General features: G+C 39.6%; 16 protein-coding genes and 1 other annotated feature. Of the genes, 13 read left to right on the top strand and 3 right to left on the bottom strand.

What is annotated here, in order from left to right; all coding sequences use genetic code 11:
- The first annotated feature begins 468 nt into the window (after positions 1–468).
- From EO111_RS05380 to EO111_RS05340, 9 genes are all read left to right on the top strand, one after another.
- Positions 469–2,022 carry a ClC family H(+)/Cl(-) exchange transporter gene (locus tag EO111_RS05380; RefSeq protein ID WP_127010941.1) on the top strand — a complete coding sequence of 518 codons (1,554 nt, stop codon included), beginning with the start codon at positions 469–471 and terminating at the stop codon, positions 2,020–2,022.
- 224 nt (positions 2,023–2,246) lie between these two features.
- Entirely contained in the window at positions 2,247–2,822 is a 576-nt protein-coding gene (locus tag EO111_RS05375) for a molybdenum cofactor biosynthesis protein B (protein ID WP_127010940.1), read from the top strand.
- A 283-nt stretch (positions 2,823–3,105) separates the two neighbouring features.
- The gene (locus tag EO111_RS05370; RefSeq protein WP_009354140.1) at positions 3,106–3,738 is read left to right on the top strand and encodes a DUF47 domain-containing protein; all 633 of its coding nucleotides are present in this window, start codon (positions 3,106–3,108) and stop codon (positions 3,736–3,738) included.
- Complete coding sequence (locus EO111_RS05365; protein WP_009354128.1) at positions 3,731–4,729, top strand: inorganic phosphate transporter; 999 nt, start codon at positions 3,731–3,733, stop codon at positions 4,727–4,729. The genes EO111_RS05370 and EO111_RS05365 overlap by 8 nt, the downstream gene beginning before the upstream one ends.
- A 185-nt stretch (positions 4,730–4,914) precedes the next feature.
- Positions 4,915–5,358, top strand: a complete 444-nt coding sequence (locus tag EO111_RS05360; RefSeq protein WP_009354142.1) for an Rrf2 family transcriptional regulator — start codon at positions 4,915–4,917, stop codon at positions 5,356–5,358.
- A 27-nt stretch (positions 5,359–5,385) separates the two neighbouring features.
- Positions 5,386–6,771, top strand: a complete 1,386-nt coding sequence (locus EO111_RS05355; RefSeq protein ID WP_082717814.1) for a cytochrome ubiquinol oxidase subunit I — start codon at positions 5,386–5,388, stop codon at positions 6,769–6,771.
- The gene (gene cydB / locus EO111_RS05350; protein WP_062403412.1) at positions 6,762–7,781 is read left to right on the top strand and encodes a cytochrome d ubiquinol oxidase subunit II; all 1,020 of its coding nucleotides are present in this window, start codon (positions 6,762–6,764) and stop codon (positions 7,779–7,781) included. Before EO111_RS05355 ends, cydB begins: the two co-directional genes overlap by 10 nt.
- A 91-nt stretch (positions 7,782–7,872) precedes the next feature.
- Positions 7,873–11,502, top strand: coding sequence for a thiol reductant ABC exporter subunit CydD (cydD, locus tag EO111_RS05345; protein ID WP_127010939.1), 3,630 nt, complete (start codon positions 7,873–7,875; stop codon positions 11,500–11,502).
- A gap of 106 nt (positions 11,503–11,608) precedes the next feature.
- On the top strand, positions 11,609–12,766 hold the full coding sequence (locus EO111_RS05340) for a hypothetical protein (RefSeq protein ID WP_009354136.1): 1,158 nt from the start codon (positions 11,609–11,611) through the stop codon (positions 12,764–12,766).
- Between the two features lie 362 nt (positions 12,767–13,128).
- On the opposite strand, the gene EO111_RS05335 is transcribed toward EO111_RS05340, so the two are convergent.
- Both EO111_RS05335 and EO111_RS05330 read right to left on the bottom strand, forming a co-directional pair.
- Positions 13,129–13,482 carry a hypothetical protein gene (locus EO111_RS05335; RefSeq protein WP_127010938.1) on the bottom strand — a complete coding sequence of 118 codons (354 nt, stop codon included), beginning with the start codon at positions 13,480–13,482 and terminating at the stop codon, positions 13,129–13,131.
- A 37-nt stretch (positions 13,483–13,519) separates the two neighbouring features.
- Entirely contained in the window at positions 13,520–14,452 is a 933-nt protein-coding gene (locus EO111_RS05330; RefSeq protein ID WP_009354144.1) for a LysR family transcriptional regulator, read from the bottom strand.
- 424 nt (positions 14,453–14,876) lie between these two features.
- Here EO111_RS05330 and nifJ point away from each other — a divergent pair, with 424 nt between their 5' ends.
- The 4 genes from nifJ to rplT all read left to right on the top strand — a co-directional run bounded on the left by nifJ (position 14,877) and on the right by rplT (position 19,861).
- Positions 14,877–18,425, top strand: a complete 3,549-nt coding sequence (gene nifJ, locus EO111_RS05325; RefSeq protein ID WP_127010937.1) for a pyruvate:ferredoxin (flavodoxin) oxidoreductase — start codon at positions 14,877–14,879, stop codon at positions 18,423–18,425.
- 189 nt (positions 18,426–18,614) lie between these two features.
- Positions 18,615–18,724: a sequence feature (ribosomal protein L20 leader region), on the top strand.
- A 5-nt stretch (positions 18,725–18,729) separates the two neighbouring features.
- Positions 18,730–19,254, top strand: coding sequence for a translation initiation factor IF-3 (gene infC / locus EO111_RS05320; RefSeq protein WP_009354125.1), 525 nt, complete (start codon positions 18,730–18,732; stop codon positions 19,252–19,254).
- Positions 19,255–19,265: 11 nt separating this feature from the next.
- Positions 19,266–19,463 (top strand): 50S ribosomal protein L35, encoded by a 198-nt coding sequence (rpmI, locus tag EO111_RS05315; RefSeq protein WP_009354135.1) that lies wholly within the window; start codon positions 19,266–19,268, stop codon positions 19,461–19,463.
- Positions 19,464–19,510: 47 nt separating this feature from the next.
- Entirely contained in the window at positions 19,511–19,861 is a 351-nt protein-coding gene (gene rplT, locus EO111_RS05310; protein WP_009354133.1) for a 50S ribosomal protein L20, read from the top strand.
- Between the two features lie 207 nt (positions 19,862–20,068).
- Here rplT and EO111_RS05305 read toward each other — a convergent pair whose 3' ends face one another.
- Complete coding sequence (locus tag EO111_RS05305; RefSeq protein WP_127010936.1) at positions 20,069–21,625, bottom strand: polysaccharide biosynthesis protein; 1,557 nt, start codon at positions 21,623–21,625, stop codon at positions 20,069–20,071.
- Between the last annotated feature and the right edge of the window lie 197 nt (positions 21,626–21,822).

Below are 21,822 nucleotides of genomic sequence, written 5' to 3'. Positions count from 1 at the left end.
AACACAGTAGTTAAGCTCGTAAACGCCGAAAGTACTTGGCTGGAAACGGCCTGGGAGGATAGGAAGTTGCTGATTAAGAAATAAAGAAGACGCCGAGAGGCGTCTTTTTTATTTTCTCATTCAATATATTATTTTGGTCTGGCCGTTTCCAGCCAATATGGCAGAAGTAATATCTATGAAAGAATACCATAGGCCTGGGATCCCCAGTGAACCACTTTCATAGGAGCATAGCGACGCATGAAAGTGTGTGAATCGGGGAGTTCGGCCCGTAAGGTTTTCTACGACCGAAGGGAGTAAGAAAATCCACAGGGCAGAACAGGAAGTTGCCAATGAAAAAACTATTTTTGCAAGCCCTTTCCAGCCAATATAGAACAACATATGTGAAATAATAAAGATAATTTTACATAATGACAAATCAATCGTAACCTTGTATACTATATCTATTATTAAGGTAACTAAGGTGATAATATGATACATACTACACGTAATAATATTTTCAAAAAACCTAAAATAGAATTTTTTAATACCTTTGATCGTGAGGAATTTCTCCTATTAATTGTAAAAGGTATAGTCATAGGAATTGCAGCCGGCATAATTGGTTCTGCTTTCAGATATATTATTCACTGGGGCAATGAATATCGCCACGAATTTATGGCGACGGCAACGATGGAACAAATCGTGATTTGGGCGATGATTATGATGGTTCTTGGCTGGGGTTGTCACTTATTACTCAAGTGGGCACCCTTGTCTGGAGGATCAGGAATACCTCAAATTGAAGGAGAAATGAAGGGGATTTTTAATATGAATCCTTTTCCTACGTTGGTATCTAAATTTTTTGGTGGTGCTTTTACAGGTATCGTAGGATTTTCTGTTGGGCGCGAAGGGCCTTCTGTGCAATTGGGTGGAGCTACAGGAAAACTCTTGTCGAATTGTTTTGGTAGCTCGTTACGTGAGGAGCGGATTTTAACATCTGCAGGGGCGGCAGCTGGTTTGACTGCTGCCTTCAGTGCACCAGTATCAGGAGCTATCTTTGTATTTGAAGAAGTGCATAAAAGTTTTTATCCTAAGCTTGTGATTCCTACATTTTCTGCTACCATATCATCTAACTTAATTACGTCTTTAGTATTTGGATTAACACCGTCATTGGGATTTTCTGTTATGGAAAGTATTCCTATTGAGTATTTCACAACACTTTTTATATTAGGAGTTGCTGTGGGATGCTTTGGAGTTATTTTTAATCGTATGATTGTAGGAGTAAAGTGCATCTATGATAGATTACCAATATCTAGAGGCTGGAAAATTTCTTTAACATTTCTTGGGGTAACTCTATTGGGCATAGATTCACAAATGCTGCTAGGTGGTGGTAATGATGTAGTGACCATGATGGTTGCTCATCAACAGACATTACAAGTATTGCTATACATTGTGATAGGTAAAATTGTGTTAACTTCTATTTGTTATGGTAATGGTGCACAAGGTGGTATATTTCTACCGATGGTTGTAATTGGATCAGCAGTGGGGGCATTGATGCATAGTATATTAGTAGAATTACACATGCTACCGAATGCCTTTGGAAGTAGTTTTATCATTTGTGGTATGGCAGGTATGTTAGCAGCCTCTATGCGAACTCCATTGTTAGCTATCTTATTGGTACTAGAAATGACAAATAGCTTTCACAGTATTTACCAAGTAGGTACTGTAGCCATTATTGCTTATTTAACGGCTGAATTTATGAAAGAATTACCAATTTATGATAATTTATTACTTCGTATGAGCCAAGGCATTTTAGGAGCAGAAGAAGAGCAAACATTTTTCCAAACTCGTCTATCAGTCGTTTGCCCCTATGTAGATACGATGTTGAAAGATATTGAAATGCCAAGAGGATCTATGATTGTCAGCATTGATCGAGGAGGACAGCCGATTGTACCAGTGGCCACAACAGTATTACAGTGTGGAGATGAACTATATGTGTCCTGTACAAAAGGGCAGTTAAAAGAAGTAAAAGAATTTTTTGGTCTTTAACATTTCTTATAGAGTTACGATAGGAGATATGCTACTATACATATAGGTACTAGTTGGAGTATTATAATTTTGAAAGATGGTATATCATTACAAGTCTTACTATACTGTATTAGAAGCTATCTGAGAAACGTTTTCTAGTATGTTGGTTCCAGCCTATTAAGAGTAATAGACTGGCGGATGATTTTATATTAAATAGCATGTACTACATAGAAAGGACCATACATATGGCAATGATGGAATTTACAGACCGCCCCCTAACAGTAGCGGTGATTACAGTGTCTGATACAAGAACAAAAGAGACAGATAAAGGTGGAGCCCGAGTTGAAGAATTAGCTCGCGAGGCTGGATTTGTGGTGGTATCTCGTCAAATTGTGACAGATACAATTGATGAGATTCAAGGAGCCATTCATCAGGCTTTCACTGGCAATTATGATGAAGAAGTTCTAGTTTTGGATACTTCCACAAATAATGCTGTACGAGCTTGGACTTATGAGAGCAATGTCAGTGGTGCAGATATTATTATTAGCACTGGAGGCACTGGTATTGCCAAACGTGATGTATCCATCGAAGCAGTGCAACCCTTATTGGATAAAGAAATTCCAGGGTTTGGCGAATTATTTCGTTTTTTAAGCTACCGTGATGATATTGGAACGAAAGCGTTGGCATCTCGTGCTATTGGCGGGGTAAAAGATCATACGATTTTATTTGCTATTCCGGGATCAGTAGGGGCTGTTACACTAGCCATGAAAGAATTGATTTTACCAGAAGTTAAACACTTAAAGCGAGAATTAATTAAATAGTGGATTAACGATAGCTATCTTTAGTAACTATGTATTATAGTAGTGCTAAGATAGCTATTTTTTTGCGCCCATAGATGTGATGTAAAGATAGTAAAGCAAAGCGGCAACAGGTAGAAGTCTTCTGAAAAATAGGCAATTATAACAATAGAGATATCTAAAAGAATAGCATTACGTATTAAAAGTAAAAAATGTATATAGGCTTTTGTAATTTGTATGCACAAGTGAATGGTAACGTGCTATAATGGAATTATCTAAATTACATAGTAAGTTATTGGAGGAAGTAATGGCTTTCAATTTAAAAGGAAAAGAAGAAAAGTTTTTCAGTATGCTCAATGACCATGCTGAGTTATGTCATGAGGCAGCACAATTGATGCAAGATGTGTTTGAAGGAGAAGTGGAGAAGCGAGAAGCTCTTCGCGAAATTGAACAAAAGGAACATGAGGCAGATGAATTGGTAGCGGCTACTATGGACCGTTTGCGTAAAACATTTATTACGCCAATGGATCGTGAAGACATTCAACTTTTGATTGATCAATTAGATAACACGATTGATAATATTAAAGAAATTATGGATAAAATGGTAATGTATCAAGTGCAAAGCGAACCAACTGCAGGAGCAATCCGTATGGCAGAAATCGTAGCTAAATGTTGCAAACACATTAAAAAATCTATTTCTTATATGGGGAGTTTAAAAAAGAACTATCTGAAAGTAGAAGGTCGTGCGTTAGAGGTGTTGCGTTTAGAAGCAGAGGCAGATGATATTTATCATGTGGAAATGGCGAAACTTTTTACAGAGTGCAGTGACCCTATTGAAATCATTAAGTGGAAGGAAATTCTTAGCTCCATGGAAGACGTTATTGATGGATCTGAGACTTTGGTAGGAACATTCCGCCGGGTAGTATTAAAGTATGCTTGATGGTTGGGTGATATGGGCCGTCGTTTTGCTCGCATTGGCCTTTGACTATATAAATGGATTCCATGATACTGCTAATGCAATTGCCACATCAGTATCTACTCGAGCCATAGCGCCAAAGACGGCTGTTATGATGGCAGCCACGTTAAACTTTTTGGGAGCTATGGTGAGTACGGGCGTTGCTAAAACGATTGGTGGAGATATTGTTACAGCCCCAGAGATGATTAACGGAGAAATTATTGTTGCAGCTCTTGTAGGTGCTATTTTCTGGAACCTCTTAACTTGGTGGTATGGGATTCCAAGCTCTTCTTCCCATGCCTTAATTGGTGGTATCATTGGTGCTGTGTTGATTTCTGTAGGCCCTGAAGCTCTGCAAGCTGGTGGGATTGGTAAGATTTTTATTTCTTTGGTAGCATCTCCTATTCTAGCGCTAGTATTGGGCTATATTGTTATGAAAATACTGCTAATCCTATTTGGACGATTTTCGCCAATTATCTTAAATGATCGATTTCGGAATATGCAATTAGTATCTGCGGCCTTAATGTCGTTTTCGCATGGATCTAATGATGCACAAAAAGCGATGGGCATAATTACGTTAACCTTAGTAGCTAGTGGACATTTACAAACCTTAGATGTACCTATTTGGGTTAAAATTGCCTGTGCTACAGCAATGGCATTAGGTACAGCAGCAGGTGGTTGGAAAATTATTGCTACTGTAGGTAGTAAAATTTTTAAATTAGAAAGTATTAATGGATTTGCAGCTGATTTGAACTCTGCTATTACTATTTTTACAGCTACATTATTGCATTTACCAGTATCTACTACACATGTTGTGAGTGGATCTATTATGGGGGTAGGTACAGCCATGCGTGTAAGAGCGGTTAACTGGAGCACTGCAAGGTCTATGGTATTTGCTTGGTTTATTACGATACCATTATCTGCAGGTGTATCTGCACTAGCTTATGTGATTATTGATACATTAGCACATATATAAAAAATGAAGAAGTTGTGAAGAAATAGGTTGCAACATTCTCAATAATTTCTTATAATAGAAACAAGAGATGCTCGAACGCTTTTGCACTCGAGCATTTTTTTGCAAGCTTAAAGTATACCTAAGTAGTGTACTTTTGATGACGGATAGAGTTTTATGAAGGATAGATAACAAAAGAGGAGGACTCATTGAAATTTAATCAAGCGACAGACTATGCATTTCGTATTCTTTTATATATGTCTACATTACCTTTTGGTACTCGTAAGGTAGGCTCAGAGTTAGCGCGTACTAGCAAGATTCCTGAACGATTTCTACTAAAAATTATGAGATATTTAGTGAATGCAAAATTATTGCACTCTTACCGAGGCGTAGATGGTGGATTTACATTGGCCAAAAAGCCTAAAGATATTAGTTTGTATGATGTGGTAACAGCGGTAGAAGGAGACACATATTTACAACATTGTTTATATGACTCTGAAAGTTGCTCTCGTGGCTGCCATGGTCAATGCGCCGTACAAGAGGCAGTTGGTAAAATTCAAGCTGTACTAATACAAGAGTTAAAAAATGTTGATTTCGAAACGTTAGCAAAACGTGAGCGTTCGATTCAAATATCATTGCACCATGTGGTATAAATTGTATTCAAGTGAGGAGGAATTAACATGATGGATGCAGTCTTGTTAGCTCGTTTTCAATTTGCATTGACAACGATCTATCATTGGCTCTTCGTTCCGTTTACGCTAGGTATGACAGTATTAGTAGCAATACTAGAAATTACTTATGTGCGTACGAAAAACGAAGTGTACAAAAAAATGGCAAAGTTTTGGGGAAAATTATTCTTAATTAACTTTGCAATGGGTGTTGTAACAGGTATCGTTCAAGAGTTCCATTTTGGAATGAACTGGGCGGAATACTCTCGCTTCATGGGAGATATCTTCGGAGCTCCTTTGGCGTTAGAAGCCTTAACAGCCTTTTTCTTAGAGTCCACTTTTATGGGGGCTTGGATTTTTGGTTGGGATAAATTATCCCCTAAAGCACATGCATTTGTAGCAGTGTTGGTAGCTATCGGAAGTAACTTATCCGCATTCTGGATTTTAGTAGCGAACTCATTTATGCAACATCCAGTTGGATATGCACTTCGTAATGGCCGTGCAGAAATGGATTCCTTTGCGGCTATCCTACAAAATGGGTATTTACCAGGTCAATATTTGCACATCTTTACAGATGGTATCTTAACAGCAGGTGTTATCATTGCTTCTGTTAGTGCATGGCATTTATTGAAGAATAATCACGTAGATTTTTACTCTAAATCTATTAAGTTTGGTTTAGGTGCAGCAGTAATTGGTGGTTTATTAGTTAGTGGCGCAGGTCACTTCCAAGGCCAAACAGTAGCCAAATTACAACCAATGAAAGTAGCTGCTTTTGAAGCATTGTGGGAAACACATGATCCAGCTCCATTTGCTATCGTTGCTGGCATTGACCAAGATGGCAAAAAGAACAATTTTGAAATTGGTGTACCAGGGGCGCTATCCTTTGTAGTTCATGATTCTTTCAAAGGCGAAGTAAAAGGTATCAATGACCTTCAAAAAGAAGCAGAACTAAAACACGGTGCAGGCGATTATGTGCCACATGTAACATCTATGTTCTGGTCTTTCCGTGTGATGATTTTAGCAGGTATCTTGATGCTTGTTACATCTATCGTAGGTTACTACTTGCATATGAAAGGCAAATTGCTTAATAACAAAGCAGCCTTAAAAGCGATTTATCATATGTTAGCCCTTCCATTCATTGCGAACTCCACAGGCTGGTATGTAGCAGAAGCGGGTCGTCAACCTTGGCTTGTATATGGCTTACAAAAAACGGCGGATGGTGCATCTAAAGTGGTAACAGCCCCAGAAATCTGGACAACAATTATCGGTTTTACAGCTGTATACGTAGTCATGGCAATTGCCGCAATCTACTTGGCAGTAAAACATATTCAAGCGGGGCCAGCGGGTAACCCAGCTCATGATGTGGTTGAACAAGAGGAGGCTACATTATGGAAATAATTACAAATAACTTAGAATTAATTTGGTTCATCTTAGTAGGTGTTTTATTTACGGGATTCTTTATTTTAGAAGGTCTTGACTATGGTGTAGGCATGTGGCTCCCATTCTTGGGTAAAACAGACCGTGAACGCCGCCAATTAATCAATACTATCGGTCCTGTATGGGACGGTAACCAAGTATGGATGCTCACCGCTGGTGGTGCTATGTTTGCATCCTTCCCACAAGTATATGCTACCTTATTCAGTGGTTTCTACTTGGCATTGTTCTTGATGTTAGCAGCGTTAATCGCTCGTGGGGTATCTTTTGACTTCCGCAGTAAAGATAAAAGCCCAACATGGCGTGCTGCTTTCGACTGGTGCATTTTCTTTGGATCTGCTATCCCAGCACTTCTTTGGGGTGTTACAGTAGGTAACTTGATCCAAGGTACACCTATCGATAAAGATATGAACTTTGTAGGTGGGTTCTTAGATTTATTGAGCGTATACACGATTCTTTGTGGCGTTGCCTTCGTGTGCGTATTCTTGTACCATGGTGCTTTATATGCATCCGTGAAAACAACAGGGGACATCTCTGAACGCGCTCGTGCAGCTGCATTAGTAGAAGGTGTGATTACAGCAGTAGGTGCGTTGGTATTGGTAGGAGCTACCTATGTATACACAGACCTATTCAACAGCACATTAGCTACCGTAGCATTTGCATTAGCTATTCTTAGCTTCTTAGTATCTTGGGGCTTTACACGTGCTCGCCAAACAGGTAAAGGTTTCGTGTTCAGTGCATTGACAATTCTATTTGTAACCCTTGCGTACTTTGCAGGATTGTTCCCTCGTATCATGGTATCTAGCATTGATCCAGCGTACAGCTTAACAATCATGAATGCTGCATCCTCTACGTATACATTAACATTGATGACAATCGTAGCGTGCATCTTCGTACCAATCGTATTGGCGTACCAAGCATGGGCATACTACTATTTCCGTCATCGTGTTACACAAGATGACTTACACTATTAATCTATAGTGATTTTAAAAGGGGCGTGATTACACGTCCCTTTTCTTGCATATGATAAGAATCGACTAACACGTATTCTGGAAAGGAGGTCCGATGATTCATCCCTTTGCTTGGCAATTAGTGAAATTGCATCCTCGTTCCTATGGAGGATTACTATTGTTTACCTTGCTTGGCACGGTAGCAACGTTAGGGCAAGCATATGCTTTTGCTTGTATTATTGATAGGCTAGTAGTACAAGGTGGAGATATATCTTTTGATTATATACTAGGATTAATGTTAATGATTTTTCTACGTATGGTTTGTACCCATGGAGAGCAGTGGTTGCGAGATCATATTGCAAGTGCAGTTCATGAGGACCTACGCAATCGTGTGCTACACCATATGTTATCTCAAGGGGTACGTCAATCCGAGAGTGCTGGTTCTATCACACATATATTGACTGATGGGTTAGATCATGTAGATGCTTATATGAGTCAATATATTCCACAAGCATTATATGCTGTATTGATTCCACTTATATTGTCTATTGCTATTATTAATTCTATCTCTTGGATTGGTTGGATTTTATTGCTAACCTACCCTTTGATTCCTTTTTTTATGATTCTCATTGGTAAGGAAGCAGATAAACTAAATAAGCAGCAATGGGAACGAATGCAATTCTTAGGAGGACATTTCCTTGACGTATTACAAGGTTTAACAACACTGAAAGTATTTGGTCGTGCCAAAGAACAGATTCATGTGATAGGTCGTTTATCTGGAGAGTTTCGCGATGCTACATTAAAGGTATTGCGTATCGCCTTTTTGTCTGCCTTAGTGTTAGAATTAATCGGTACAATAAGTACAGCCATGATTGCTGTCTACTTAGGGGTATCCTTAGTATATGGGGAAGTAGAGTTTTTACCAGCTTTCTTTATTTTGCTACTAGCACCAGATTTCTATGCTCCCCTACGACAGTTGGGATCTGCATTTCATACGGGTTTATCAGGTAAAGTGAGCCTTACAGCAGTGGAGGAGTATGTAACATCAGGTGTAGAAGTAATTCATACAGGTCAGAAAACACTTAAGGATCCGATTCAAACTATTGAGTTTCGGGATGTGGCATACGAATATGAAGAAGATCATGTAGGCTTAGCCACTTTTACAGGTGTATTGGAATGTGGCCGTTCTTATATGCTAGTTGGTGAAAGTGGAGCGGGTAAAACTACTATATCTAATGTGCTCATGCAATTATTAACGCCTACTAAGGGCCAAGTGACCGTAGATGGTTATGATTTACAAACCTTAGACAGTCAATGGTACCATGAGCAGATTGCGTATCTTAGTCAAACCCCATATATTATGAGTGGTACCTTACGGGAGAACTTACAATTTGGATTACCGGCGACTGATGAAACCTTATGGCAGGTTCTAGAACAAGTACAGCTAGCTGACTTTGTAGCTACTTTACCAAAGGGATTAGATACATTGATTGGAGAAGGTGGCTATGGATTGTCCGGTGGACAACGCCAACGATTAGCTTTAGGACGAACCTTGTTACGACCAGCACAAATCCTTATTCTTGACGAAGTAACAGCTCATTTAGATGTGGAAACTGAGCATCTAATCATGCAGGTATTGCATCAGTATGGGCAAGATAAAATCGTCTTGTATGTGGGGCATCGTGTGCAAACTATGAAGTATGTGGACATTTTATTTGTGATGCAAGAAGGGCGATTAGTAGAAGCTGGTAGTTATAGAGACTTAATCGTACAAAATGGATATTTTACATCCCTAGTGAATACCTATAGTAATCCTGTGATGCGGAAGGTAGTGGAGGAGACACTAAAGTCTGAATCCCCTAATCCAGCATTAGGAGCAGACTATAGCAGTGGCGATACATCGTACGATATAGTGCAACAAGTTGAAATAGAAGCGTTACATAATACACATGCATCGAATGTTAAAGAGCATAATACCATGGGAAATACGCAACAGAATATCCGCCGAGGCTTATGGTCACTCTGGAAGTTACTATCTGGGCATAAAGCCTTGCTAGTGGGTAGTGTAGTTTTTGCTATGGCTACAGTGCTCATGAATATTGGTTTACTTACTACGTCCACATGGCTCATAACGAAAGCCTCAGAGCATCCCCTATTAGTGGTGTTGAGCTTGGCCATTGTAGGAGTACGATTCTTTGGGATTAGCCGTGCCATTTGTCGGTATGGGGAACGTTATGTGTCGCATTCTATGGCTTTCCAAGGGTTATACGAATTGCGCATTGCCTTCTTTAAAAGACTAGAACCATTGGTGCCACGTATCTTTCAATCTATGAAAATGGGGGACCTCCTAGGACGGATTATGGCAGATATTGAGACATTACAGTTCTTTTATTTGCGTACCTTAGTACCTAGTTTGTCATTCCTCGTTGTTACAGTGCTAGGCTGTATCATAGGATACCAATTGCATCCGATAGTAGCTATGGTGATTGCATTGTACAGTATTCTTGTAGGCGTAGTGCTGCCAATGATCATTACCTATGTGCTACGGCAAGTACCACCTATGCGATTACATACAAGAGGGCGTATGAAAGAGGAACTCATCGAATCTATTCATGGTGTGGTAGATATTATTATGAGTCATCAAGAAAAACGATTTGTACAGTCTATGAAAGCATCTTTTCGTGATTTTGATGGTTGGCAGAGTCTATGGAATCGTGGCGTTCGTTGGAATCAGACTATCCTCTTAGGGTTAGCACAATCTGCCTTATTAGTAGGGATTATTGTTGGCCTATGGGTAATTGATGGCATTACCTACGGACCGCTATGGGTGGCGGTTATCGCTATTGGATTGCAGTCCTACTTTGAAACCTTACAACCTATGACAGAAGCATCCTTGCATGGCTATGAAAGCGCTTTAGCTATGGAGCGATTGGAACAGCTAGACGATCGATCAGGACAGGAGAAAACATCATTAGAAAGCATGAACCATCAGAGTTCCATAGACGTGGATAAAACAGTATCTCCGATGATTCGTATGCAAGCTCTATCCTTTGCTTATGATGTACTGCCTATTTACGAGGAATTAGAATTGTCCATTCAAAAAGGTGAGAAAGTAGCTATTGTAGGTCCTAGTGGGTCCGGTAAAAGCACATTGTTTGCACTGTTACAAGGATGGTATGCATACAGTGGTACTATCTTTATTGATGGAGTTGATACAAGGGCACTTTCAGAGGAAGAATTGCAATCGTATATGGCATATGCTACCCAAGATATCTATATATTCCATGCTACAATTGGCGATAACATCCGATTGGCTAAGCCGAGTGCTACAGATGAAGACATTTGGCAAGCCTTAGAAGCGGTGCAATTGGCGGACTGGGTACGGACATTACCAAAAGGTTTGCGCACCATGGTCGGTCAAGGGGGCATGGGTCTCAGTGGTGGACAACGACAACGCCTTGGTATGGCACGCTTGTATTTACGTGATGCAGAGATTTTGCTTTTGGATGAGCCACTAGAAGGATTAGATCAAGTCACAAGGCACTTGGTACAAGATCAGTTGAGTACTTTGTTCCAAGGAAAAACTGTATTATACATTACACACCATATCGAACAACTTCATGAAATGGATCGTATTGTATTCTTAGAAGATGGACGCATTGTGGAAAGTGGAACTTATGAACGCTTATTAGCTTTACAAGGTCGATTCTACGAATACCATCGATTGAGCATGGAACGCATTTAGTATAGGTGGGGCTTTTCTTTCATTTGTAAGGGGACTATGATATAATTGTGATAACTATGAAAGTGTATCACTTAGATTCAGATAACCTACTAGATAGGAGATATATATGGGACAATTAGTTACAAAGCTGTTGAAATTAGCCAATACTGTAACTACACAAACACATATAGAAGCCCCACGTTTACCAGAGCAACTAGAAGATGGAAATACGCTGTACGATCATCGTATGCTATCCATTGAGGAAGAAGCGGTGAACCGTAAGATGCGATCTGTGGTGCGTAATCATTGGTTCTTTCATTCCATTATTTTTGAATTTGAACCAAACAATAAGGTATTCATGAATGTCATCACGAAATTGGGGAATGTCATCAATGTAGAATTTGATATTGATGATATTTGGTTTGATGATTATACATCTACCATTCAGCTTAAATTAGATGTAGCCAATGTAGATATGGGTGGTTTATTTTTAAATATCATTACTCATATTTTGGGAAATTGGAGTTTGCATGTATTAGGGATGTTTTTTAATCCTTTCAGCATCGGTGATGATACATCATCTATGCGTTTAGAAAAGAAAGGTATTATTCGATTTGACTTGTCACCGGATAGCCCTGTACGAGAGTTTATTCCTTGGCCACAGCGACCAAAAGATAGCGTAGGGCCGGTGCTATTAACAGCCATCAGATCGGGACAATCTGTGCTGCAAGTGGAGTATTATGCATTCCATCAGAAGTTAGAAACCTATTTAGCTCCTGAAATGCCGGTAAAAACGAACTGGGTTCGCTCCATTGACATGGCGGCAGCTTTGTTAATGCCCATAGGGGTTTGGGTGAGCTTTATTATCTTGAACCATTACTTACCACATGAAGAGCTACAGGACTTTTCTTTCTCTACGTATTTCTTTATTTCCTTGAGCATTTTGCTATTCAGTTTTGTGGTCATGAATATTCCTCGTTATATTTACATGTATTTTGAAACGAGGAAAAAATGGCAATCTGTATTTGTGAGCAATAATATTAAGATCCAGATGCGACGATTACAACGACGTATTGCTATGCAGAAGCAGGCTTTAGAGAATGATAAAAATGTTATGAAACGACAAGAACACATCGTGGAAATGTTGATGCAAATACGAGATAAACGATTCTTGGCACATCGATTGAAAGTGGCTGATGAAGACCGGGATCGGAAACAAAAAGTAAAGTTTATCATAGCCTATGTGCTGTGTACGTTCCTCGAATGGATGCTCCTTATACACTAAGCACTTATACTAGAAATGGTTAGGAGGGATATGTGAGACATAAAAACATGCTGCCGCAAATTGTTTTTATGTCTCACATATCCCTCCTTTTCAAATGTAGTAAGTGCTGAGGTATGCGTCGCATGGGAGCATGCTGTAGTAAATTGTTTTTTACAGACATATATCCCCCTTTTTTTATACAGTCAGTGCTAAGGTAGGCGTCACATGGGAGGATGCTGCCGCAAATTGTTTTTATGTCTCACATATCCCTCCTTTTCAAATGTAGTAAGTGCTGAGGTATGCGTCGCAAGGGAGTATGCAGTAGTAAATGGAATATAAAAAGGACTGTACTTAGTGTTGATGCACTTGGTACAGTCCTTTGTTTATTTTTTTACGTCAGGGACGTTGGTTGGGTTTGCTTTGAATGGTGTTTTCACCGGTGTGGATTTGCTTGGTTCTGGGGCCTCGATGTTAGGATGTTCCCACTCTAGTTGCATGATGCGGAACTGGTGTTGGTTGGCGAAACGTTTGAGCTGCCAGTTGTCACGTTCTAGTTCTTTTAGTCGATCTCCGTGAGAGTTACTGATGTTTTCTAGGTTGGTCAAGCGATAATGAAAGGTATCACTGTGTTCCATGGTATGCTCTGTGTCAACTCGTTCTTTCAGAGCGTTGATTTCTAGTTGTTGTGACACCATCCAATAGGTTGTGCTTAGCACGTAGAGGATAATCCAGAACACTGGCCTCTTTAGGAGAGGGCCTACTTTCAGAAGCGGATTACTCAGCTGTTTCATCATGGGTGTCGCCAGGAATCAATGGCAAGCGCGCCATCACAAAGTCTAACCATAAGCGGGAAGCATGAGATAGGTAATGTCCTTTTTTCCAAATAACGTGTAAAGTATGCATAATTTCAGGATTTACTAAAGGACGTACCACAACGCTAGATCCTACTTTTGTATTTTCATCTTCCGTAGGGCATAGACGACTAGGTAATAAAGCGATTGCTAAGTGAGCGGCTACGGTTTGTAACATCAAATCGCGTTGGCTAGTTTCAAATACAATATGTGGTTGGAAGCCAACAGATTTACAAGATTTTACAATTTCATCATGAAGGTTAAAATCATCTTTATGTAACACAAAAGATTGATCTGCTAATTGATCAAGAGAAATAGATTCTTCTAGGGCTAATGGATTATCTTTTGGTAAGATAACGCTTAAAGGATCACTCGTTAAATAGAATGAGTCAAATTCTTTTGAATTTGGTTTTGTACAGATAATCCCAACATCGATAAGACCTTCTTGGACAGAAATTTCTATTTTTTTAGAACCATGTTCATATAACTCTAATTCGATTTGAGGATAGGTTTGTTTGAACTCACCTAATAATTGTGCAAAGATTGGAGCGTCTGTAACTGGTGGTAAACCAATTAATACAGAACCTTGTTCTAAGCGGAATTCGTTTTCGAAATCGATTTTTAAATGTTCAAACATGAATACAACACGCTTCGCATGCGTTAAAAAGATGGTGCCGCCATCAGTCATTTCAACAGATTTTGCATTACGAATGAATAACACAACACCTAGCTCGTCTTCTAATGCTTTTATAGTACGACTAATAGCAGATTGTGAAATGTGAAGATTTCTTGCGGCCTTGCTGAAACTTTTTTGATCCGCTACTTCTACGAAGTATTTTAAGTGATGAAAGTCCATAATGCACCTCTTAAATATGGTAATAACAAAAGCCCTCTTTTTTAGTATGCTATTTGAGCAATAAAGCATGTGTAAATGTAAATTGATAATCGCATAATTAGCAATGGATATAGTGTATATGGTATTGCGAAGTTCTCGTTCTCAATGTATAATGAAACCATAAGGCTATATCAATTTGTTCAAGAAGTAGAGTTACTACTTCACAAATTTGCAAAGAGGTACTATATAACTTATATATTATTACATTTTTGCAACATATGCAATCTTTTTAGAAATAAATGATTCATATTTCAAAAAACATTTTGATACTCAAGAGGGGAGGGCTCATCCTGCGAGTGCACGGACAAGAGTCTATATACATCCCCCTATTTTGTATGTAACTACAAGTGTTAATTTTTATTTGCTTTAAGGAGGCTATTTTAACATGCGTAAAATGAAAACTATGGACGGCAACCAAGCTGCAGCACACGTAGCGTATGGTTTCTCTGAAGTGGCAGCTATTTACCCAATCACACCATCTTCTCCAATGCCAGAACATGTGGATGAATGGGCAGGACAAGGTCGTAAAAACTTGTTTGGTCATACTGTACAGGTTGTTGAAATGCAATCCGAAGCCGGCGCTGCAGCAGCAGTTCACGGTTCTTTACAAGCGGGCGCATTGACAACTACGTTCACATCTTCTCAAGGTCTTTTATTAATGTTACCTAACTTGTACAAAGTGTCTGGTGAGTTACTTCCAGGTGTATTCCACGTAGCGGCTCGTGCTATCGCAGCGCAAGCATTGTCTATCTTTGGTGACCATCAAGACGTTATGGCAGCTCGTGCTGCTGGTTGTGCTATGTTAGCAGAATCCTCTGTACAAGAAGTTATGGATCTTGCTCCAGTTGCGCATTTAACAGCGTTAAAAACTCGCGTTCCTTTCATCAACTTCTTCGACGGTTTCCGTACTTCTCATGAAATCCAAAAAATCGAAGTATTAGAATATGATGAATTAAAACCTTTAGTGGACCAAGAAGCATTAGAAGCATTCCGTCAACGTGCGTTGAACCCAGATGCTCCTGTAACTCGTGGTACTGCTGAAAACCCTGATATCTACTTCCAACATCGTGAAGCTTCTAACCCATTCTACTTAGAAGTTCCAAATGTAGTAGAACATTACATGCATGAAATCAACAAAATCACTGGTCGTAACTACCAATTGTTCAACTACTATGGTGATGAAGATGCAACTGACGTAATCGTAACAATGGGTTCCTCTGCACAAGTAGCTACTGAAACTGTAGATTACTTACGTGCACAAGGCCGTAAAGTTGGTTTCGTACAAGTTCACTTATTCCGTCCATTCGCGACAGATCGTTTTGTAGCGGCTCTTCCAAAAACTGTAGAACGCGTAGCAGTATTAGACCGTACAAAAGAACCAGGTGCGTTAGCTGAACCTTTATTCTTAGACGTTCAAGCAGCACTTGTTCAACACAATATTAATGCTAAAGTATTCGGCGGTCGTTATGGTCTTTCTTCTAAAGACGTAATCCCAGCTGACCTTGTAGCAGTATTCGATAACATGTTAGCAGAAACTGGCAAACGTTTCTTCACATTGGGTATCAATGACGATGTAACTAACTTGTCCTTAAACCGTGCTGAAGGTGTATCCGTAAAAACTGAAGGTTTAACTGGATGTAAATTCTGGGGCTTCGGTTCTGACGGAACTGTAGGTGCTAACAAATCTGCTATCAAAATCATCGGTGATCATACAGATATGTATGCACAAGCATACTTCGACTATGACTCCAAAAAATCTGGTGGTGTGACAATGTCTCACTTACGTTTTGGTAAAAATCCAATCAACAAACCATACTTGGTAACTGAACCAGAATTTATCGCTTGTCATCGTCAATCTTATGTTCATGAATATGATCTTCTTCGTGGTATTAAAAAAGGCGGTACATTCTTATTGAACTGTACTTGGTCTCCTGAAGAATTAGCAGAAAAATTACCAGCAAAACTTCGTCGTACAATTGCTGAAAAAGAATTGAACTTCTACATCATCAATGCAGCGAAAATTGCAGCTGAAATTGGTTTGGGTGGCCGTATCAACATGGTTACGCAAGCTGCGTTCTTCAAATTGACTGAAGATACAATCATTCCTATCGACAAAGCAGTTGAGTACTTAAAAGACTCCATTGAAAAAACATATGGTAAAAAAGGTGCTGACGTTGTTGCAATGAACAACAAAGCTGTTGATGAAGGCGTTGGGGCTCTTGTAAAAGTAGAAGTTCCAGCAGCATGGAAAGATGCAAAAGATTCCGAAGATACTTTCGAAAAATCTTCTTGCACAACTTGCCCAAGCTATGTGGCTAACATTGCAAAACCTGTTAATGCACAAGCTGGTTATGATTTACCAGTATCCGCTTTCACAGGCTATGAAGATGGTACATTACCTTCTGGTACTGCAGCATTCGAAAAACGTGGTGCCGCTTTATTCGTTCCTCACTGGATCAAAGAAAACTGTATCCAATGTAACCAATGTTCCTTCGTATGTCCACATGCGACTATCCGTCCTGTATTAGCGACAGCAGAAGAAGCAGCAGCAGGTCCTGAAAACTTTGAAACAATCCCAGAAATGATGACTAAAGGTGAATTGCAATTCCGTATTGCAGTATCTCCATTAGACTGCTTAGGTTGCGGTAACTGTGTAAACATTTGTCCAGCTCCTAAAGGAAAAGCAATCGAAATGCGCCCTATCGATGGCGAATTAGAATTTGCTCCAGCTTGGGATTATGGTGTAGCATTACCAACTAAATCTCACCCAATGAAACAAGAAACTGTAAAAGGTTCCCAATTCAAAACTCCATTGCTTGAGTTCTCCGGTGCTTGCGCAGGTTGTGGTGAAACTCCATATGCTAAATTGATTACTCAATTGTTCGGTGACCGTATGATGATTGCTAATGCAACAGGTTGTTCCTCCATTTGGGGTGCATCTATGCCGGCATCTCCATACACTAAAAACCAACAAGGCCAAGGTCCTGCATGGGCTAACTCCTTATTCGAGGATAACGCTGAGTTTGGTTACGGTATGTTCATCGGTACTGAAAAAATCCGTACACAATTAGCTGAAACTGTAGCTTCCATCGCTGAAACTGCTGATGAAGCAACTAAACAAGTTCTTGACTTATGGTTAGAAAAACGTCTTCAAGGCGAAGGTACTCGTGACCGCGCTAAAGCTGTGATCGATGCTCTTTCCAAAGTAGAACAAACAGAAGCTGTAAAAGAAGTATTGGCTAAAAAACAATACCTTGTAAAACGTTCCCAATGGATCTTTGGTGGTGACGGTTGGGCATACGATATCGGTTTCGGTGGCCTTGACCATGTATTGGCTTCCGGCGAAGACGTTAACGTATTCGTATTCGATACAGAAGTATACTCCAACACTGGCGGTCAAGCATCTAAATCTACTCGCGTAGGTGCGGTTGCTCAATTCGCTGCGCAAGGTAAACGTACAAACAAAAAAGACCTTGGTATGATTGCTATGACATATGGCAACATCTATGTGGCTCAAGTTGGTATGGGTGCTGACATGAACCAATTGATGAAAGCATTGGCAGAAGCTGAAGCATATCCAGGTCCATCCCTAATCATCGCTTACGCTCCATGTATCAACCATGGTATTAAAGGTGGTATGGGTAATGCACAAGCTGAAACTAAACAAGCTGTTGCATCCGGTTACTGGGATCTATACCGTTACAACCCAGCATTAAAAGCACAAGGCAAAAATCCATTCAGCCTTGATTCCAAAGAACCTGATTACGAATTATTCGATTCCTTCTTAGGAAAAGAAGTTCGTTACACATCTTTGGGTAAAGCAGTTCCTGCAATGAGCAAAGAATTGTTAGAAATCAACAAACAATTAGCTAAAGAACGCCGTCAATCCTATGTTCGTTTACAAAAAGGGTTTGAAGACGAATTACAAGGCTAATCAATAGCGAACGTAATATGGAAAGGCTCTCCTTCGGGAGGGCCTTTTTATCAGTTTGTATGAAGGTAAATTTCTTTTATAATATGGTAGTAATTTTACAAAGGATATTGCTGGAAAGTTGCAGATACTATATAAAGTTAAAGAGAGAATTCTTGACAAATAAGAATTAATAGCGTATACTAATTAGGTATTAACAAGTAGAAACCATCCGTTTCTCACCTGATGTCATGAAATGTTGGGTACAGATAGTTATAAACTATGCTCGGGTGGCCTTGTGCCATCCGATTTTTTTATCCCTTTGGAGGTGACTAGTATTAGCAAAGATACACCGCGTATTAATGAAGAAATCCGTGCTCGCGAAGTTCGTGTCGTAAGTGCAGATAATGATCAGTTAGGTATTATGTCTGTTCGTGATGCTTTAGCTATGGCAGAAGAACAACATTTAGATCTAGTAGAAGTAGCCCCTAATGGTAAACCACCAGTTTGTCGCATTATGAACTATGGTAAATACCGTTATGAGCAACAAAAACGCGAAAAAGAAGCAAAGAAGAAGCAAAAAACTTTCACATTGAAAGAAGTTAAGCTTCGTCCTCACATCGAAGATCATGATTTTTATGTAAAACTTAAAAATGCAGCTAAATTCTTAGGTGATGGTAATAAAGTTAAGGTAACGATCATGTTCCGCGGTCGTGAATTGAGCCACCCAGAATTGGGGCTTAATGTGCTGACTCGTTTTGCTGGTGAATTAACTGACCAAGCGGTTGTTGAAAAAGAAGCGAAACTAGAAGGCCGAAACATGACAATGATTTTAGCTAAAAAAGGTAATTAGGAGGAAGAATAATGCCAAAGATTAAAACTCGTCGCGCAGCGGCTAAACGTTTCCAAGTAACAGGTAGTGGTGAATTCAAACGTGCAAAAGCTTTCAAAAGCCATATTTTAGAGAAAAAATCTCCAGCACGTAAACGTAATCTTCGTAAAGCTACATTGGTTAGCAAATCTGACTACAAACGCGTAGTGAAATGCTTACCATACGCATAAGATGCAAATATTTTAGTAACATATAACGATATTGGAGGAATACAATAATGGCAAGAGTAAAAACAGGCGTAACAGCGCATGCACGTCATAAAAAAATCTTAAAATTAGCTAAAGGTTACCGCGGTACACGTTCTCGCTTATTCAAAAAAGCAAACGAATCCGTAATGAAAGCATTATATTATGCTCGTCGTGACCGTCGTGCTAAAAAACGTGAGTTCCGTAAATTATGGATCGCTCGTATCAATGCAGCAAGCCGTATGAATGGTTTATCCTACAGCCGTTTCATCGCTGGTTTAACAAAAGCTGGTGTGGAAATCAACCGCAAAATGTTGGCTGACTTGGCAGTACATGATGCAGCTGCATTCGCAAAATTAGTAGAAATTGCTAAAAACGCGTAAAATAAATAGATAATGACCTATATAATAGGTTGTGTATAGAAGAACAGTCCTTTTGGGCTGTTCTTTTTTGCTACCTTTCAGAATATTTAATTGATATTACTACATAGAGTGATAGAGATATATAAATGATAGTAGTAGCTAGCAATATATCTATAAAAAATACCCTTGAAAGTAATCCTTCAAGGGTATTTAATATATTTTTGTTAATTATCTAAAGAATCGTCCCACCACAGGTAATCGAGCTCCATCGTTTTTATTTAAACCTTTCAGCACAATCATGATAGCTACATAGATAAGTGCACCTATGATAGCGGTAATCATAATGTTAAAGAAGGTAGGGATAGTTCCTTGTAAGATCGGATAGAAATAGTACATGGACACGCCCATGATAGAGGCGGAGATAATATTTTTTCCTAACAAGATAAGATCGATAAAGTATCCTGTGTGACGATGAATCCAGATAAGATTCAATAGAGCAGCAAAACCAATATCGGCTACAGTAGCGTAAGCAGCGCCGCCAATACCTAAGGCAGGGATAGCTGTTAACTCCCAGTTTAAGATGACTTTTACAATGGCTGCGATTCCCATGTTGATGACAGGAATACGTGGTTTTCCCAAACCTTGCAAGATACCTGTCGTCACTTGGTGAAGACCTAAAAAGAAGATGGCCCACGCTAAGATTTGCGTTGCTTCGGCTGCACGTGGTGCGTTATAAATAGTGGATACTACTGGTTCTGCCAAAACGTATAGCATCACCGTGAAAGGAATCGTTGCTACGAAGGTTAACCGCATAGAACCTGCCGTGCGATAGTAGACTTGTTTTATATCTTTAATGGATACAGCATTGGAAACAGCTGGCACAATGCTTGTGGCAATGGCCGCCGTAATGATGGTTGCCAAGTTGATAAGAGGCACTGCCATGCCTGATAAATATCCGTATAGTTCCGTAGCTTCATGGAGCGGATACCCGATATCGATCAATCGCCGTGGGATAATCGCTACATCTAACATGGCTACAATTGGTAGCATCATGCTAGCTAAAGCGATAGGAATGGACAAGTTGATTAAACGACGAATGATAGACTTGGAACTTTCAGGTGTTTCTGTAGTTATCATCGGTTCGTCTAATTGTTTTGGTAGGCGATAGTAATAGTACATGAGTACCACTAAGGCACCGACCGCTCCGATACCAGCGCCTAGGCTGGCTCCACCAGCAGCTACATCTAATCCATAAGGGAGTAAAATATATGCAGCTCCAAGCATGACCACTACACGCAGTAATTGTTCTACAATTTGGCTAATCGCCGTAGGAGTCATCATTTGCCATCCTTGTAAATAGCCTCGATAGCAAGAAATGAGGGTGACGAAGAAGACTGCTGGTGATAGAGCAATTAAAGAATAGTAGGCTCTTGGGTCTGTAATGAAATTAATGTCAATAAGCCATTGGGCAGAACCGTAGACGGCAATACTGAACAATAGGCCGAGGACAAATAGCATTTTAAAAGAAATAGAAAAAACCTTCTGGGCTCCCAATACATCATATTTTGCTAATTTTTCCGCGGTCATAATGGAAATGGCAATAGGGATTCCTGCGCTGGATAGCTGCAGAGCCAATAAGTACGCTGGAAATGCCATTTGGTAGATACCGATACCTTCACCACTGAGAACACGGGATAAAAAAATCCAGTTCAAGCTACCAATAGCTTTTACCACAAACCCCGCAATCGTCAAGATGAGTGTACCTTGTAAAAATCGATTAACCATGATATCTCCTATACTGAAAGATTCGATTGAATCTATGAAAGACTTACTTTTAATTGTACCATAGAATCAGTACTCTCTCAATAAGATTGACTACATTTGAGAACATAGATTTTTCTTGAATCGCTCTAGTAGATACGGTATAATAAATATATATAGTCATTAATAATGTATTTAATTATATACTACAAGGAGGCCCA

The sequence above is a fragment of the Veillonella sp. CHU594 genome, assembly GCF_003992265.1.
Lineage (GTDB): Bacteria > Bacillota > Negativicutes > Veillonellales > Veillonellaceae > F0422.
This window is presented reverse-complemented; position numbering and strand designations above follow the sequence as displayed.

Coding starts and splice junctions, on each gene's coding strand:
- EO111_RS05380 (WP_127010941.1), top strand. CDS start 469: ATGATACATACTACACGTAATAATATTTTCAAAAAACCTAAAATAGAA.
- EO111_RS05375 (WP_127010940.1), top strand. CDS start 2,247: ATGGCAATGATGGAATTTACAGACCGCCCCCTAACAGTAGCGGTGATT.
- EO111_RS05370 (WP_009354140.1), top strand. CDS start 3,106: ATGGCTTTCAATTTAAAAGGAAAAGAAGAAAAGTTTTTCAGTATGCTC.
- EO111_RS05365 (WP_009354128.1), top strand. CDS start 3,731: ATGCTTGATGGTTGGGTGATATGGGCCGTCGTTTTGCTCGCATTGGCC.
- EO111_RS05355 (WP_082717814.1), top strand. CDS start 5,386: ATGATGGATGCAGTCTTGTTAGCTCGTTTTCAATTTGCATTGACAACG.
- cydB (WP_062403412.1), top strand. CDS start 6,762: ATGGAAATAATTACAAATAACTTAGAATTAATTTGGTTCATCTTAGTA.
- cydD (WP_127010939.1), top strand. CDS start 7,873: ATGATTCATCCCTTTGCTTGGCAATTAGTGAAATTGCATCCTCGTTCC.
- EO111_RS05340 (WP_009354136.1), top strand. CDS start 11,609: ATGGGACAATTAGTTACAAAGCTGTTGAAATTAGCCAATACTGTAACT.
- EO111_RS05330 (WP_009354144.1), bottom strand. CDS start 14,452: ATGGACTTTCATCACTTAAAATACTTCGTAGAAGTAGCGGATCAAAAA.
- nifJ (WP_127010937.1), top strand. CDS start 14,877: ATGCGTAAAATGAAAACTATGGACGGCAACCAAGCTGCAGCACACGTA.
- rpmI (WP_009354135.1), top strand. CDS start 19,266: ATGCCAAAGATTAAAACTCGTCGCGCAGCGGCTAAACGTTTCCAAGTA.
- rplT (WP_009354133.1), top strand. CDS start 19,511: ATGGCAAGAGTAAAAACAGGCGTAACAGCGCATGCACGTCATAAAAAA.
- EO111_RS05305 (WP_127010936.1), bottom strand. CDS start 21,625: ATGGTTAATCGATTTTTACAAGGTACACTCATCTTGACGATTGCGGGG.